Source organism: Agarivorans sp. Toyoura001 (assembly GCF_005405585.1).
GTDB lineage: Bacteria > Pseudomonadota > Gammaproteobacteria > Enterobacterales > Celerinatantimonadaceae > Agarivorans.
Genome location: NZ_BJEQ01000010.1, coordinates 19,639 through 33,631, shown reverse-complemented (window position 1 = coordinate 33,631; position 13,993 = coordinate 19,639). Strand labels below are relative to the sequence as shown.

General features: G+C 45.4%; 17 protein-coding genes. 9 read left to right on the top strand and 8 right to left on the bottom strand.

Going from position 1 to position 13,993, the window contains the following annotated elements:
- Positions 1-313: 313 nt before the first annotated feature.
- Both hemE and nudC read right to left on the bottom strand, forming a co-directional pair.
- The gene (gene hemE, locus FFR00_RS12760) at positions 314-1,378 is read right to left on the bottom strand and encodes a uroporphyrinogen decarboxylase (protein WP_137673791.1); all 1,065 of its coding nucleotides are present in this window, start codon (positions 1,376-1,378) and stop codon (positions 314-316) included.
- 105 nt (positions 1,379-1,483) lie between these two features.
- Positions 1,484-2,278: an NAD(+) diphosphatase gene (gene nudC, locus FFR00_RS12755; protein WP_137673790.1), complete on the bottom strand. Its 795-nt coding sequence runs from the start codon at positions 2,276-2,278 to the stop codon at positions 1,484-1,486.
- Between the two features lie 186 nt (positions 2,279-2,464).
- On the opposite strand from nudC, the gene rsd reads away from it, so the two are divergent.
- On the top strand, positions 2,465-2,944 hold the full coding sequence (gene rsd / locus FFR00_RS12750) for a sigma D regulator (protein ID WP_137673789.1): 480 nt from the start codon (positions 2,465-2,467) through the stop codon (positions 2,942-2,944).
- A 99-nt stretch (positions 2,945-3,043) separates the two neighbouring features.
- Here the strand turns inward: rsd and fkpA are convergent, their stop codons facing one another.
- A complete protein-coding gene (gene fkpA / locus FFR00_RS12745; protein WP_137673788.1) occupies positions 3,044-3,808 on the bottom strand; it encodes an FKBP-type peptidyl-prolyl cis-trans isomerase in 765 nt (254 codons plus the stop codon).
- Between the two features lie 147 nt (positions 3,809-3,955).
- Here fkpA and FFR00_RS12740 point away from each other — a divergent pair, with 147 nt between their 5' ends.
- Genes FFR00_RS12740 through FFR00_RS12730 form a run of 3 tightly spaced genes read left to right on the top strand, consistent with a single transcriptional unit; the run spans position 3,956 to position 5,670 of the window.
- Positions 3,956-4,933: a WD40 repeat domain-containing protein gene (locus tag FFR00_RS12740; RefSeq protein WP_137673787.1), complete on the top strand. Its 978-nt coding sequence runs from the start codon at positions 3,956-3,958 to the stop codon at positions 4,931-4,933.
- 4 nt (positions 4,934-4,937) lie between these two features.
- A complete protein-coding gene (locus FFR00_RS12735; protein ID WP_137673786.1) occupies positions 4,938-5,159 on the top strand; it encodes a SlyX family protein in 222 nt (73 codons plus the stop codon).
- Positions 5,160-5,172: 13 nt separating this feature from the next.
- Positions 5,173-5,670: a GNAT family N-acetyltransferase gene (locus FFR00_RS12730; RefSeq protein ID WP_137673785.1), complete on the top strand. Its 498-nt coding sequence runs from the start codon at positions 5,173-5,175 to the stop codon at positions 5,668-5,670.
- A gap of 42 nt (positions 5,671-5,712) precedes the next feature.
- On the opposite strand, the gene FFR00_RS12725 is transcribed toward FFR00_RS12730, so the two are convergent.
- The 5 genes from FFR00_RS12725 to FFR00_RS12705 are packed head-to-tail and all read right to left on the bottom strand — an operon-like array spanning position 5,713 to position 10,054.
- Positions 5,713-6,708 carry a nickel/cobalt transporter gene (locus FFR00_RS12725; protein ID WP_137673784.1) on the bottom strand — a complete coding sequence of 332 codons (996 nt, stop codon included), beginning with the start codon at positions 6,706-6,708 and terminating at the stop codon, positions 5,713-5,715.
- A gap of 8 nt (positions 6,709-6,716) precedes the next feature.
- Entirely contained in the window at positions 6,717-7,373 is a 657-nt protein-coding gene (locus tag FFR00_RS12720; RefSeq protein WP_137673783.1) for a DUF1007 family protein, read from the bottom strand.
- Between the two features lie 20 nt (positions 7,374-7,393).
- Positions 7,394-8,419 carry a metal ABC transporter solute-binding protein, Zn/Mn family gene (locus tag FFR00_RS12715; RefSeq protein ID WP_137673782.1) on the bottom strand — a complete coding sequence of 342 codons (1,026 nt, stop codon included), beginning with the start codon at positions 8,417-8,419 and terminating at the stop codon, positions 7,394-7,396.
- Positions 8,416-9,312: a metal ABC transporter permease gene (locus tag FFR00_RS12710; RefSeq protein ID WP_137673781.1), complete on the bottom strand. Its 897-nt coding sequence runs from the start codon at positions 9,310-9,312 to the stop codon at positions 8,416-8,418. Before FFR00_RS12710 ends, FFR00_RS12715 begins: the two co-directional genes overlap by 4 nt.
- Position 9,313: 1 nt before the next feature.
- Entirely contained in the window at positions 9,314-10,054 is a 741-nt protein-coding gene (locus FFR00_RS12705) for a metal ABC transporter ATP-binding protein (protein WP_137673780.1), read from the bottom strand.
- Between the two features lie 169 nt (positions 10,055-10,223).
- Here FFR00_RS12705 and folE2 point away from each other — a divergent pair, with 169 nt between their 5' ends.
- The 5 genes from folE2 to FFR00_RS12680 all read left to right on the top strand — a co-directional run bounded on the left by folE2 (position 10,224) and on the right by FFR00_RS12680 (position 13,882).
- Complete coding sequence (gene folE2 / locus FFR00_RS12700) at positions 10,224-11,177, top strand: GTP cyclohydrolase FolE2 (protein ID WP_201798744.1); 954 nt, start codon at positions 10,224-10,226, stop codon at positions 11,175-11,177.
- Complete coding sequence (locus tag FFR00_RS12695; protein WP_137673779.1) at positions 11,177-11,782, top strand: DUF1826 domain-containing protein; 606 nt, start codon at positions 11,177-11,179, stop codon at positions 11,780-11,782. The genes folE2 and FFR00_RS12695 overlap by 1 nt, the downstream gene beginning before the upstream one ends.
- Before the next feature lie 28 nt (positions 11,783-11,810).
- Entirely contained in the window at positions 11,811-12,278 is a 468-nt protein-coding gene (locus FFR00_RS12690; RefSeq protein ID WP_137673778.1) for a Fur family transcriptional regulator, read from the top strand.
- 343 nt (positions 12,279-12,621) lie between these two features.
- A complete protein-coding gene (locus FFR00_RS12685; RefSeq protein WP_137673777.1) occupies positions 12,622-13,269 on the top strand; it encodes a hypothetical protein in 648 nt (215 codons plus the stop codon).
- Between the two features lie 163 nt (positions 13,270-13,432).
- A complete protein-coding gene (locus tag FFR00_RS12680) occupies positions 13,433-13,882 on the top strand; it encodes a hypothetical protein (protein ID WP_137673776.1) in 450 nt (149 codons plus the stop codon).
- Positions 13,883-13,993 lie beyond the last annotated feature (111 nt).

Here is a 13,993-nt window from a genome sequence, read left to right as displayed (position 1 = left end):
AAGCACTTCTGTTTTACCGTTGAGGGTATGATAAGAAAGATAAGGAAGAACGTTAGGTTCACCTACACTTTTTAGCTTATAGGTAACAACCATTATCAGCACAAGAATAAACACTATGCCTATTTGCAAAGGGGATTTCATAACAACAAGCTCTCAGTTACGGCCAAAAATGAACTTCATCCGTAAAGAGTTCTAAGTACTTTACTATATCAAAGCTGAGAGCAATAGCGAGGGTGATTCAGTTAAATAACACGCCGTATAGTTAATACGTGTTATTTAACTTTGTTATATGTGAAGTAGGCAGATATTAACGCTACTTATGATAAGGTGCGCTTAATTCATGAACAGCATCAATAAAGGCACCCGCATGCTCGGGGTTTACGTCTGGGTGAATGCCATGGCCTAAGTTAAATACGTGGCCATTGCCTTCACCAAAACCTTCAAGAATAGTGGCAACTTCTTCACGAATACGCCCTACTGGCGCATACAACATTGAGGGATCCATGTTGCCTTGCAAGGCCACTTTGTCGCCAATGCGTTTTTTCGCTTCAGCAATATTAATGGTCCAATCTAAGCCTACTGCATCACAACCCGTAGCAGCGATTTGCTCTAACCACTGGCCACCGTTTTTGGTGAATAAAGTCACTGGCACTGTTTGGCCATCGACTTTACGGGTTAAGCCATCAACAATTTTGTGCATGTAGCGCAACGAGAACTCGTTGTAATCGCGTGGCGATAATACCCCACCCCAAGTATCAAACAACATCACCGACTGAGCACCAGCAGCGATTTGCGCGTTTAAATACAAGATGACTGATTCAGCTAGTTTATCGAGTAACAAGTGCAGAGTTTGCGGCTCGCTAAAAGCCATTTTTTTGATGCCCGCAAACGACTTTGTGGTGCCGCCTTCAACCATATAGGTGGCTAAAGTCCAAGGGCTACCAGAAAAGCCAATCAGCGGTACTTCGCCTTTCAGCTCTCGCTTAATAGTGCGAACAGCATTCATTACATAACCCAGCTCTTGCTCTGGATCTGGCACACCTAAGGATTCAACTTGTGCCCTGCTGGTCACTGGGCGTTCAAACTTTGGGCCTTCTCCGGTAGAGAAATACAAACCTAAACCCATAGCGTCAGGAATAGTAAGAATGTCGGAAAACAAAATAGCCGCGTCAAGCTTAAAACGACGCAGTGGCTGCAAGGTTACTTCACAAGCCAAGTCAGCATCACGACACACCGACATAAAATCACCTGCGTCTTTGCGTACAGCTCGATACTCAGGCAAATAGCGACCCGCTTGGCGCATCATCCATACTGGTGTTACGTCTACAGGCTGCTTTAACAGTGCGCGCAAATAGCGATCGTTTTTAAGTTCCGACATTAACTTTCCCGATTATCTAAAATTTTAGCTAGTGCATTGTAACTAGCTGCCTTAACAACTCAAGCCTTATAACTAAGCCTGAGCAGTTTATGTAAGACCCCATAATTATTCGTTAGTTTTTTGTCCAAGCCAGTGATTAATCATATCTCGGGCAATCGTGCCAGTTGGCGGAAGGTGAGGCAGATCGCTGTAATCAAACCACTGGGCATCGGCCAGTTCGCGACGGTCAATATTCACCTCACCAGTGTCATATTCGGCAAAATAAGCGGCCATAATTGAATGGGGAAACGCCCAAGGCTGGCTCCGCCAGTAACTCACATTTTTAACCCTAATACCGGTTTCTTCATGCACTTCTCGATGAACGGTTTGTTCAAGCGTTTCTCCCGCTTCAACAAAGCCAGCAATGGCCGTGTATATCGGTTGCTCTTGCTTTTGATGGCGGCGATGGTTTGCTAACAGCACTTTGCGGCCATCACTAATTAGCACAATTATGCTGGGCGAAATTCGAGGGTACGCTCTAAAGCCGCAATGGTCACATTGCATGGCTAACTCCCAGTCCACCCGTTCTAGGGCTTCACCGCAACTGCCACAAAAACGATGAGTTTTAAGAAACAAGGCAAATTGTTGCGCTTTTCCTACCAAGTTAAAGAGCGGGCCACTGAGTACCGACATACTGCTGCGTAAATCAATCCACTCACCCATGCCCAAATCAATTGCTTCGCTCAACTCCAAACGCAAACATGCCTCGCCTTTATAACTGGCAAAGCGTTCAACTTGGGTAAAATCTAACTCGGGTAAAGGCAGGTCTTCAACATCACCGTAAGGAATACACTCACCTTGAGGGATCACTAATATCTGGTTGCCGCAGGTAAAAAACCACCAGCCAAATTGTTTACTCACACTTCATCCTTTCTCTAACGCGAGCTTGCTCAATAGGCAAATAATGACCAAGCTTACACTACATAACAAGCTTTTCACGACTGACAAATGTTTAGCCACGCCTCACTTAAACTAAATATCGGTTGACGAAAGCCCCGATTTTATTTAGTTATAGTTATATTCTTTAGGGATTTAGGAGCAAGGGCAATGCTAAGCAAACTTGAACAAGCTCAAGCCAAATGGGGAGGCGCCAGCCAAGTTATCGATGCTTGGTTAGACGCTAGAAAACAATTGTTAATTGCCTACTGTGAATTAGCAGGTCTACCGCCCTACGACACCGCTGAACGCTCGCTACCGCCGCTGCCGGCGATTACCCAATTTTGCCAACAGTTAGTTGATTACGCATCAACAGGTCATTTTGAAATCTACGAGCAAATTGTGAGTGAATGCGCCAACGATGGTGATACCAAACCTGGCGAAAGCTTATTACCGCAAATTACCGAAACCACTGACACCGCACTGGCCTTTAACGACAAGTACGCCGAAGTGAGTGAAGACATCGAGCTCAACAGCTTCGACAGAGACTTATCTCAGCTGGGACAAGAAATGGAAGAGCGCTTCGCAGTAGAAGATGAATTACTCGACCATTTATACCAGCACAGCCAACAAAGCGCTGCTGCAGAATAAAAACCAAATAAAAAGGCCTCACAAGAGGCCTTTTTTATTATTTTGCTATAAACAAAAACGCAGCACCTAAATGCTGCGTTTTTTTGATCAAGCTATTGATTAGCTAGCTGGCGTTTCTGCCGCTGCATCAGCTTTTTCAATTTCCATTAACTCAACTTCAAATACTAAGATTGAGTTAGGTGGAATGCTACCTGCGCCGTTTTCACCGTAACCTAGCTCTGAAGGGATGAAGAATTTGTACTTCGCGCCTTTAGACATAAGTTGAACACCTTCGGTCCAACCTGGAATCACACGGTTTAGTGGGAACGTTGCTGGCTCACCACGGTCGTAAGAGCTATCAAAAGTAGTTCCGTCAGTCAGGGTACCTTTGTAGTGAACAGTTACTGTATCAGCAGCGCTTGGCTTGTCGCCTTCAGCGTCAGTTAATACTTCAAACTGTAAACCAGACTCAGTCACTGAAACGCCTTCGCGAGCAGCGTTATCTGACAAATACTTAGCGCTTTCAGCTTGAGCTGCAGCTGCATCTTCAGCCGTTTTAGCTTCTACCAATCCAGCAAGTTTCTCGTCTAGCGCTTTAAGTGCTAGCTGAATTTCTTCTTCAGACATGGCTACTTCGCCACTTAAACCGTCTTGCATGCCTTTAAGAACTAATGCGTTATCTAATTCAAGACCCAATTCTTTTTGCTGCTCAAGTGTAGTGGCAATGTAACGAGATACAGAAGCACCAATTGCATAGGCTTGCTGTTGACCTTCGTTCTCTAAGGCTACTTGAGCTACCGCTGGAGCTTCAGCTTTCTCTTCCTGACAGCCGGTAACGGCTAATATCGAGGCGGCCAAAACCGACACGGCAAAATACTTTTTCATTCATTTATCTCCAATTAAGTCGCATTAAATCTGTGGCATAGCGTGCAAGATCATTATGAATAATTAAACACTTAGCCCGCAAAGCCCTTATACTAACCCTATTAGTCAACACAACCTAGTGACAGTTCCGTAAAAAAACGCAAAAAAATGACAATTATTAAGTTATTTGTAATTTATAGCTTTACTCTGCTATTAACCAGTTGTAGCGACGACTCACCTCCTGTTCGCAGCTGGGAGCAAGCTACTGACGGATCTTATGCTGCCGATTTTTCGTCTGACGGCAGCCTCAGTTTGGTCTCTTCTATTCACCATGGTTTAAGCCTGTGGGATGTAAAAGAACAACGTCAGCTATTTCAGTGGGATCATCAAAACCAAGCCAACAACCAAGTCTTTTTGGTTAAAATTGCCGAGGGTAACCGCTATGCCATAAGTGCCAGCCGTGATGATTTTGTGGTGTGGGATATCGCCAGTGGCAGAGCGCTAGGTTATTGGAAGCTCAGTGAATCGAGCATTCGCGACATTGCCTTAACCAGCAATGGCCAACAAGTTCTGATTGGCTTAGGCGATGGCAAAGTCATCCACCTCGACCTACTCTCTGGCCGTCGCTTAGAGTTTTTAGGTCACAGCGAAAAAATTAACGCAGTAGCGCTATCCGCTAATGGCCGTTACGCCCTCAGCGGCGGTAACGATTACCAAGCACTATTTTGGGATACCCAAACCGCCCAAGTTATTTTGCGCTTTCCGCATCAAGGGCGGGTATCATCGGTCGCTTTAGAGTCTAACGGTAAATACGCGTTTACTGCCGATAACGGCAAGCTAGCCCGAGTATGGGCCATTCCAAGCGGCGAGCAAGTTAGCCAGTTAAAACTTACCGCTCGACAAAACATATTTTCATATGTGAGCTTTGCTAATCAAGGCGAGTGGTTACTTACTGGCTCAGCCGCCAGAAAATTAAGCGTTTGGCATGTAGCAAGTGGCCAAGCACTGCAACATTGGCTAGTCACCCCTACCAAAAAAACACGTCCTAAAAGCGCGGTTGTGTATAGTGCGGCGATGCTCGATAATGGCCAGCTAGCGAGCGCCAGCTCGAGCGGTTTAGTCGAAGTTTGGGAATTAAAGAAGTAGCGGTATGAATCAGCAAGAATTAGACGGCGTTATTGAACGCCTTGAAACCAAAATAGCCTTTCAAGAAGATACCATCGAGCAGCTAAACCTTGCCCTACAAGATCAACAAAATCAGCTAGAAACGCTACAACATCAGTTTAAGCTTATTCGCGCCAAATTGTTTGAAGGCGATGGCAGCGCAGCCGTCGCCCCTCAAGAGCAAGAAACACCGCCACCGCATTACTAAGTGGAATACTGACATGTCTGTAGCCTTTCGCCTGGCGCTTGAAGCCGACCTTCCTCGCATTGTAGAGATCTACAACTCGATCGTAGCCTCTCGCCAAGTAACAGCCGATACAGAAGAACAAACGGTAGCCTCACGCCTTCAATGGTTTAAGCAGCACCAACACCCCAAGCGCCCTTTATACGTAATAGAACAAGCCGGGGAAGTGGTTGCTTGGTTAAGCTTTAGTGATTTTTATGGTCGCCCAGCTTACCAACATAGCGCCGAAATCAGTCTCTATTTAGCTGAAGACCAGCGCGGTAAAGGCTTAGGCAAACGCTTGTTACTTGCCGCCGAACCCATTGCCCAAGAACTGGGAATAGAAATACTGTTGGCCTTCATATTTAGTCATAATGGGCCTAGCCTTGCCTTGTTTGAAAAGCTTGGATACCAGCACTGGGGCCAGCTACCAAATGTGGCAAGAATGGATAAGCAAGATTATAGCCTGACAATTTTGGGCAAAACCTTAGCTTAATAAGCTAACACCATGCGTATCCCAAAACTGCTCATGGTTATTTCACAATATCGGTGAGAATAATAAGGACTGGCTTTTCAGCATAACGAGCCCCAATAAACAAATTAAGCCTGCGGCAGCCAGTTTTACAGCTAAGCGCAGCACGCGATATTTTTGGCCGGTTAAGGAAACATAACGCTTAGCCAGTCCTCCTCCCGATAATGATAGCCAAGCAAGCAAACCGATCGCTATCGCCGTGCCCAATCCCATTGACAGCGCACTGACTACTCCCAACCAATAAACATCTAAGGATTTTGCAAATATCAGTGCCATTAGCGCCCCGCTGCATGGCCGCATACCAATACTGACAACAATAGCGAAATAGTCTTTCAAGTTGCTGGCCTCGGTTAATGACGCTGAACTTGCTACGTGGCTATGCCCGCATTCACAATCGTTATTGTGTGGGCTTAACAGGGGAGTAAAAGGCACTGTATTAGTCTTAAGCTCTTGGCCAGTAAGCCGTGACCCAATATTCACCAGATTCAATCTTTTCAGAGAGCTTCGGTATTGTTTAACGCCCTTCCAAGCCACAATTAGGCCCAGTAGTATCATCGCGATATAACTCAACTCAACCAGCCGTTCGGCCTGAATATTGAGTTGGCTAATGCTGCTGTCCATAACAAATAGCAGGGTACTCACCAAGGTGATAGCCACCAGCGCTTGCAGCATAGCCGCTGATAAAGAGAGCTTAAGGCTAGTGTTAAGTTTCGCCGGATGAGTACTCAAGTAACTGGCCATAATCACCTTGCCATGCCCCGGCCCAACTGCATGTAAAACCCCATAGCTCAAGCTTGCTAAAAACGTTGTCCACACTGCCTTTACCGGATGTTGCGATGCCAAGCTCAACAACTCACTAATGTAGCGACTCAGTTCCATTTGCCAGCGTTTAGATTGCATCCACAGCTGAGGAAATGACAACCACAGATAAATACTGCTTCCGCCCACAACTAACAATAGACAGGCCAATAGCAGCACAGAGCGATGGTGACGGCTCATCATTTACATCCTTACAGTGATTCGCAGGTAATCACGCCCTGCTGAGTAAATAATTTACCTAAAGCGTTATCAGGGCTAGCATCGGCAGGCAGCGCCAAGGCATAACTCATTTGTTCTGAACTAGGGCTTGGCTCTATAATTTTTTGACTACACGCCGCTTGTAACTCAATCGCGAGAGCAAGATCGTTTGAATCGCGCCAGGACATATCAATGTAATAGCTGGGATCAAAAACACGGATATCTAAGGTCCCCTGTCCCATTGAAATAGCGTGCATTGAAATAGGCTGTTTGAACGACAGGTAAAAACTAAAGCTCACCTTGAGCCCTTCAATAGTAACCCGTTGCATGCTAGCTCCAGCCAACTCGACTGGCTGCTGGTTCCAATAAACCTTGGTAAAATAATCAAAATCGCTAATGTTAATCACTAAGTCTTGAGCCATACGAGTTAACGTTAGCTGGCGATTAACACCGTCTAGATCTTCGCCGTCCAACATATAAGCAGAGGTCATAGGGTCAAATTGCCACACCATGCTTACCCCGTTAATTTGCTGGTTTTTTCCATCCACATAACTTCGCACATCTATCCATGAATGAGGGTGTGCGCTCACCAATAAGGGCGCCATGCATAGCATGGCAACCCACCACAGCGCTCTATTTGTTTTAAGCACCTTTGGGCTCGCTAAAACCGCTACTTGAGCGCATTCACTAAGGTGGAGATGTTATGTTCCATCATTCCTATGTAGGTCCCAGCGGCTTGATCCTCGCTTGCTAAAGCATCGGAATACAGCTCACCGCCAATGTTAACGCCAGTTTCGCGGGCTATTTGCTCGATTAAACGCGGATTAGATACATTTTCTACAAATACGGCTTGGATATTTTGCTGGCGAATTTGTTTGATAATGTTAACCACATCGGCTGCAGACGCTTCTGCTTCGGTACTCATACCCTGTGGAGCAGTAAAGTGAAAACCATAGTCTTTAGCTAAGTAGCCGAAGGCATCATGCGAGGTAATCACATTACGTTTGTTTGCAGGAACCGAAGCCATTTCGGCCGCTAACCGTGTTTGCAGCTGCTTAAGCTGACTAAGGTAACGCGCGGCATTTTCTTCAAAGTAGGCTCTGTTTTCGGGTGATACCTTTACCAGCGCCGCAAGTATGTTGTGAACATAAGTACGCGTATTTATCACACTATGCCAAGCATGTGGGTCAAACTCGCCATGGTGATGAGCATGATGATCTTCTTTACCCTCGTCATGGTGTTCAGCGTCGTCTTCATGATGTGTTTCCTGTTCATCATGGTGTTTAGCCCCACCTTCATGGTGTGCTTCGTGCTCATCTTGGTATGTAGCCTCGGCTTCATCGTCATGCTCCTCAAGATGAATCACACCAATGCCATCAGTAGCGGCAAGCATTAAACCTTGAAAATCTGCGGCCTCAACTAAGCGCTCCATCCAACCTTCAAAACCCAAACCGTTTATCACTAACAGATCAGCATGGGCCACTGCTTGCGCATCTGCGGGTGAGGGCTGATAAACATGAGCGTCTCCGTTCGGCCCGACAAGGTTAGTCAACTCTATTTGCTCTCCCCCTACTTGCTTTACCAAGTCTTTTAGCACACTAAAGCTAGTCACCACTTTTACCGGGGCGGCCAAACTAATCGCTGGAAGAAGCACATAGAGAGAGAGTGTAAGGCTGACAATAAAACGGCGAATCATAAGAGCATATCCTTATTGTTATGATTGAAAGAGGGAGTTGGTTTGCCACTACGGAGTAATCCATCGAGTGGACTAAACACCACAGAAATGAGGTAACAAGCGGCTAGCAACAGCACAATGCTTGGGCTGGTAGAAAAGCCGAAGTAATAAGACAACAACAGCCCAGCCCAACAGGCAGCAACGCTGAGTAATATCGACAACAGCAACATAGACTCTAGCTTACGGGTCCAAAATCGGGCGATACAAGCGGGCAAAATCATTAGGCCTACAGCCATTAGCGTTCCTAGCGCATGGAAACCCGCCACTAAGTTGGCCACAACCAGAAACATAAAGGCTAAATGGGCCACTTTTCCGCTGCTACCAAAGCTATCTAAATAGTCTTTATCAAGCGTTCCCAGTACCAGTGGTCGGTAGATAAGAGTAAACACCACTAAGCTGCAAACACAGGTAATCAATAGCAGTGTTAACGCGGTATCATCCAGCGCTAAGGCGGTGCCAAAAAGAACATGCAAGAGATCGATATTGCTGCCTTTGGCAGAGATGAGTAACACGCCTAAAGCGAGTGAACCCAAATAAAAAGCCGCGAGGGTACTGTCTTCACTGCTTTTAGTTTTAAGCGCTGTAGCGCCGGCTAACATCGCCACCAGTAAACCCGCGACTAAGCCACCAATGGTCATTGCTACCACCGACAAACCACACAACAAATAGGCCAAGGCTACCCCGGGCAAAATGGCATGAGCCATTGCGTCGCCAGTTAAACTCAATCGTCGCAACATTAAAAACACCCCAATGGGAGCGGTTCCCAGCGATAAAGTGGCGCAACCCACCAGCGCTCGGCGCATAAATTGGTAATCAATAAAGGGGGCAAACAGTAAGGATATTAAATCAAGCATGTTAGTTCGCCCGCTTTAAGTTTTGACCAACAAACTCAACAACCCTTATTGAGGGCTTCGCCACTGCAGAGTAATGAGGAGTAAACAGTTCATCACTGCTAGCTTGCACAACCCCGCCCTCTTTAAACAACAAACAATACTCGAAGTGCTGCTTAACTAACTCCAAATCATGTATTGCAGCAACAATAGTCGCACCATTTTCTTGGCAACGTTTTAGTTGCTCAAGTAATACCGATACAGTCGCCTCATCTACGCCGTTAAAAGGCTCATCAAGCAGCATTAATTTGCTGCGCTGTAATAACATCCGCGCAAACAAGGCTCGCTGTAATTGCCCGCCCGATAGTTCACTTAACATCTTGGAGGCTAAGTTTTCGATCCCCACCTGAACCAGTGCCTGTTGCACCTCATGCTGGTAACGTCGCATAGGTCGCCACCAACCTGTTTTTGCCCATAAACCGGCACTTACAAACTGTTTGAGATTGATAGGGAAACTACGTTCTACGCTGCATAACTGAGGCATGTAGGCAATGTCGTGACGAGGATTGATATGGTAAACCAAGTCACCGCTCAAGGGCTTAATCACGCCTAAAATGGTTTTTAATAACGTGGATTTTCCAGCGCCGTTAGGGCCAACCAGCGCCAGCATGCCATTGCTGGGGATAAAGGCTTGCACGTTATTTACTATGGCTTGATTAGCGTGGTGGCCAATTGTCAGCGCATCCATCTCAACAATCGCTTGCATAACCTAAACGGCTCCATAGGTTAATAAGATGAGCAGCGCCGCCACTAACACTAACGAACACAAACGCGCGGCCAAGCCGAGATAATAAAAATGCATAGCTTCATCGCCACCAATACAAATGATATGATATAACGTATCACTCATGAACTTATAATGTAAAGAGAAGAAATTGTTGAGATCCCAACTGCCCGATGTAGCCAGTTCATCGCTAACCACACATCAGCCCTCAATTAGCTGGGTGGGTATGGATGATATTTCGGTACCGGTTTATTTAGATGAGCCAGCAGGCTTAACCCATAGCCACGCCAGTGCCAGTATCGCCGTCGATCTACCTGGCGGCGAGCAAGCTGCGCGGGGAATTCATATGTCGCGGCTTTACTTTTTGCTTAACGAATTGGCTCAGCAAGCACTCACTCGCCAATCTCTAGAACACTGTTTGGCGCAAGTGTTAAGCAGCCATTCAGACGTTCGCTCTACCGCTGCGAGAATAGAACTACAGTTCGAGTTTTTGTTAAAGCGCCCCGCCTTAGTCAGCAATAGCCCTGCTGGTTGGCAGCGTTACCCCATCACCTTATCTGCCGAGTTAATACAAGGACAAGCGCTTTCTGTTGCCTTACAAGTCGAACTGCAGTATTCCTCAACCTGCCCTTGCTCTGCCGCCCTTGTCAGAGAAAGTTTAGCCCACCAATTTTTACAGCACTTTGGCGAAGATAAAACCTTAAGCCCTTCACAAGCCGCAGCCTGGCTTAAACAAAATGGCACCCTTGCCACACCCCACAGCCAACGCAGTGTGGCCTTAGTATCACTGCCATTACCCACGCACTCTACAGCTTTAGGCTTGGTCAACTTGATTGAACAACTAGAAGCGATTATCGCCACTCCAGTACAAACCAGCGTAAAACGCGCCGACGAACAAGCCTTTGCCGAGCTAAATGGCGAGAACTTAATGTTTGTAGAAGATATTAGCCGACGCCTCACCCAGCAACTTACACCGCTTTATCCCAGTATTGCGATTCAAGTAAGGCATCTCGAAAGCTTACATGCGCATAACGCCTTTGCTCAGGTATCGCCACGTACCTCAACAGTGAAACTACAGCCACAATTTGCTCAAGGAAGCCGATAATGAACATGCCAACCGCCACGCCAGTAGTCAATACTGGCGCAACCGCCCAAGCGCTCACCGAAATTTATAGCAGTCAAACTGAGCTAGCAGTGTGGCAGCGCCAGCCTGATCCCCAAATTGCAGAATACGCTGCCAGCTTGGTAGATGAGCAAAGTACTTTTAGAGGAATTTCTGCCAGGCTCAATACCAACGAAGTAGCAAGCTATATCAGTGAAAAACTACCGCCAGGCACAGGCCGCCAAGCCATGATTGATGACCTAGTGCTAGTGTGCGATATGTTTAGCTGCTTATTCGAACTCGACGTAATTGGTATGCGCTTGGTCAAACTAGAGCAAACAATGTGTCCAAAACTACACTGTGATCAGGTACCATGCCGCTTGCTACTGAGTTACCTAGGCGCTGGCACACAGTACAGTGTATTGCCCAAAAGCCGCTTAGCCGAGCAGCCCAGCCAACCGCCATTACAAGACCTGCCATTGTTTGCAGTCGCCTTATTAAAAGGGCAAGCTTGGGACGAAGAGAGTGAGCACGGTTTAATGCATCGCTCGCCCACATCAGATGAGGTATACCCTCGTTTATTGCTGAGTGTAGATTTCGCCAGTTAGCCACATTTAACCAGAATTTTGGATGACAATGACCCGACAGAGTGACCAAAGTATCGTAGATAGTGCAACTCACCGTTGCAAAGATTCCGGCGCGCGTTTAACCGTGAAGCGGGAGCAAATTTTGCGGGTATTGCTACAGCAGCAAAAGCCAATGTCGGCCTACGAAATACTGGATATTTACAATCAGCAAGCCGAACAAACTATGCCGCCAATGTCGGTATATCGAATCCTTGAGTTTCTTGCCCAACACCAACTGGTTCATCGATTAGAATCTCAAAACAAGTTTGTGGCTTGCTCGCATATTCACGAACAGTGTCATCATCAAGTCTCGCAGTTTTTAATCTGCCAAAATTGCCAAAGCGTTGAAGAAATCACCATTCCCCAGCACTTAATCGACGAAATAGATAATCGCGCGCAACAAGTGGGTTATCACTTACTGAGCCCACAACTGGAGCTGAGTTGTTTGTGTAAGGATTGTAAACAGAGTCAAAAGTGACTGCTTTAAATACTCCAGGCTTGGAGCTATAAGCTTGTCTCATGCCAATTTACGCTCACTCAATGCAACCCTAAGACTTCTTCATTAGTGATGTTAAAGCCTTAGCCTCTCGGCGAGGTCATAAGCATTGAACAAGCAAAGCTTTCATCTTTTCACCAAATACGCGCGCGCAATTCGAAGAGCAAAGAGGAAGGTTAAATATCATCAGTGCAAATAATTGAGTTTGTTATTATTATAACTAAACTTGCTACGATATGATTAGACGAAGCTTTTTCATCTCGAGAGGTCACTCTAATAAAGTACTATACGATTTAGTTTAAAAAATAAGAAATTCGAAATAGAAGTGGAAAAAGTAGACTTGTCAGAATTAGACACATCAAAACAGGATTGGGCATCAGAGTTTATAGCTAATGCTGATAGTGTTTCATCATTTATACTGCCCGCAACAATACCGGCTAAATCCCTTTCTGAATATGTTTCTGGTCTAAGTAATACGGATGGAGGGTATATTCTAGTTGGCGCATACTCAGAATCAAATCTTGGCTCTGGGTACCAAACCGTATCACCGGAAACAATTAAAGATACCCGCGAGCTTCTTGTTAATGCTCTGTACAACGTTGAAGAGCACTCGCCAAGGGGCCAAAGAGTATACTTATTAAAAGTGGGTAAATCTGATTCAATAGCTTTCGCGGATGGCAGAGCTTTCGTAATCAAGGCTGGTACACCGACATTGATGCCTGAAAAAACATTACTAAATAGCCTTGGCTTAGGTGTCGATTCTGAGTTGATTAATATGCTTTCAAAACAGATTACCAGCCAGTCATTAAAAATAGACGAGCAATCTAACCATATTCATGGACTCACTCACGATATTCAAGAAAAAGCAAAGCTAAAAAATCAGTTGTCAGGCTTAATTGTTGGTGGGGTAATAGGCGCGATAATCGGTTGGGTTTTATCTATCCTGTTAAACAAATTGTTCGGTTTATCATAGAGTTTATTAGTCGGTAAAATCGTATAACAAATGCGTCCATACGATTTGCTACATTCGGTGTTGTAGGCGTGTCTTTGGTTTAAACAGTTAGGGCACTGTGTTTCAGCTTAATTAGTATACCAGCAAAAATATCGTGCAGGTGTTAGTTTGCTAGCGGAGGTTTATGCAACCATCTAAACCGTTACCAAAGTTTATTAATGGTTTGAAAAATGCGCTTAAAGTATACGGTGCTGCTCAAAGAGATCAGTATTCTTGGATTTCTAAAACAGAAAATCATTTCATATTTACTGCAGAACAAGACCACATTGATAAAAAACGAAATATCTATAAGCATAAAGACGGTGTATTTATCAAAAAAGTAAGGCCTTTATCTAAAGATTTAGGTGATGCACCTTTAACCGTGAGCCATGGTAAGGAATTATTCGATGCCATAAATGAAACATTCGCAAGTAAAAAGGAATGTAGACTGCTAATAGTTAAAGGCACTAAATATGGAACTAGTTCAGGAGGTGTAAGAGCTGTAATGGATCATGATCTATGGCGAGTATCTTCGTTTTCTGGAACAGTTCGGCAAGGCTTTGAGTTCGTTTTAGAAAGAGTAAAAACAAACTAACTAAAGTTTTCAGCGGAACATATAGCTGTTCTGTGCCAGTAAACATCGCATTAAAACAAGGTGGGGTGTTAATACCATCAAGAAATAAAACACTCCGCCGCTATAGTTGAG

Bases quoted from the DNA above. Each gene is read 5' to 3' on its own strand.
- FFR00_RS12725 (WP_137673784.1), bottom strand. From the start codon at position 6,708: ATGATGAGCCGTCACCATCGCTCTGTGCTGCTATTGGCCTGTCTATTG.
- FFR00_RS12710 (WP_137673781.1), bottom strand. From the start codon at position 9,312: ATGCTTGATTTAATATCCTTACTGTTTGCCCCCTTTATTGATTACCAA.
- FFR00_RS12695 (WP_137673779.1), top strand. From the start codon at position 11,177: ATGAACATGCCAACCGCCACGCCAGTAGTCAATACTGGCGCAACCGCC.
- fkpA (WP_137673788.1), bottom strand. From the start codon at position 3,808: ATGAAAAAGTATTTTGCCGTGTCGGTTTTGGCCGCCTCGATATTAGCC.
- FFR00_RS12730 (WP_137673785.1), top strand. From the start codon at position 5,173: ATGTCTGTAGCCTTTCGCCTGGCGCTTGAAGCCGACCTTCCTCGCATT.
- FFR00_RS12740 (WP_137673787.1), top strand. From the start codon at position 3,956: ATGACAATTATTAAGTTATTTGTAATTTATAGCTTTACTCTGCTATTA.
- FFR00_RS12715 (WP_137673782.1), bottom strand. From the start codon at position 8,419: ATGATTCGCCGTTTTATTGTCAGCCTTACACTCTCTCTCTATGTGCTT.
- FFR00_RS12690 (WP_137673778.1), top strand. From the start codon at position 11,811: ATGACCCGACAGAGTGACCAAAGTATCGTAGATAGTGCAACTCACCGT.
- FFR00_RS12705 (WP_137673780.1), bottom strand. From the start codon at position 10,054: ATGCAAGCGATTGTTGAGATGGATGCGCTGACAATTGGCCACCACGCT.
- hemE (WP_137673791.1), bottom strand. From the start codon at position 1,378: ATGTCGGAACTTAAAAACGATCGCTATTTGCGCGCACTGTTAAAGCAG.
- FFR00_RS12735 (WP_137673786.1), top strand. From the start codon at position 4,938: ATGAATCAGCAAGAATTAGACGGCGTTATTGAACGCCTTGAAACCAAA.
- rsd (WP_137673789.1), top strand. From the start codon at position 2,465: ATGCTAAGCAAACTTGAACAAGCTCAAGCCAAATGGGGAGGCGCCAGC.
- FFR00_RS12680 (WP_137673776.1), top strand. From the start codon at position 13,433: ATGCAACCATCTAAACCGTTACCAAAGTTTATTAATGGTTTGAAAAAT.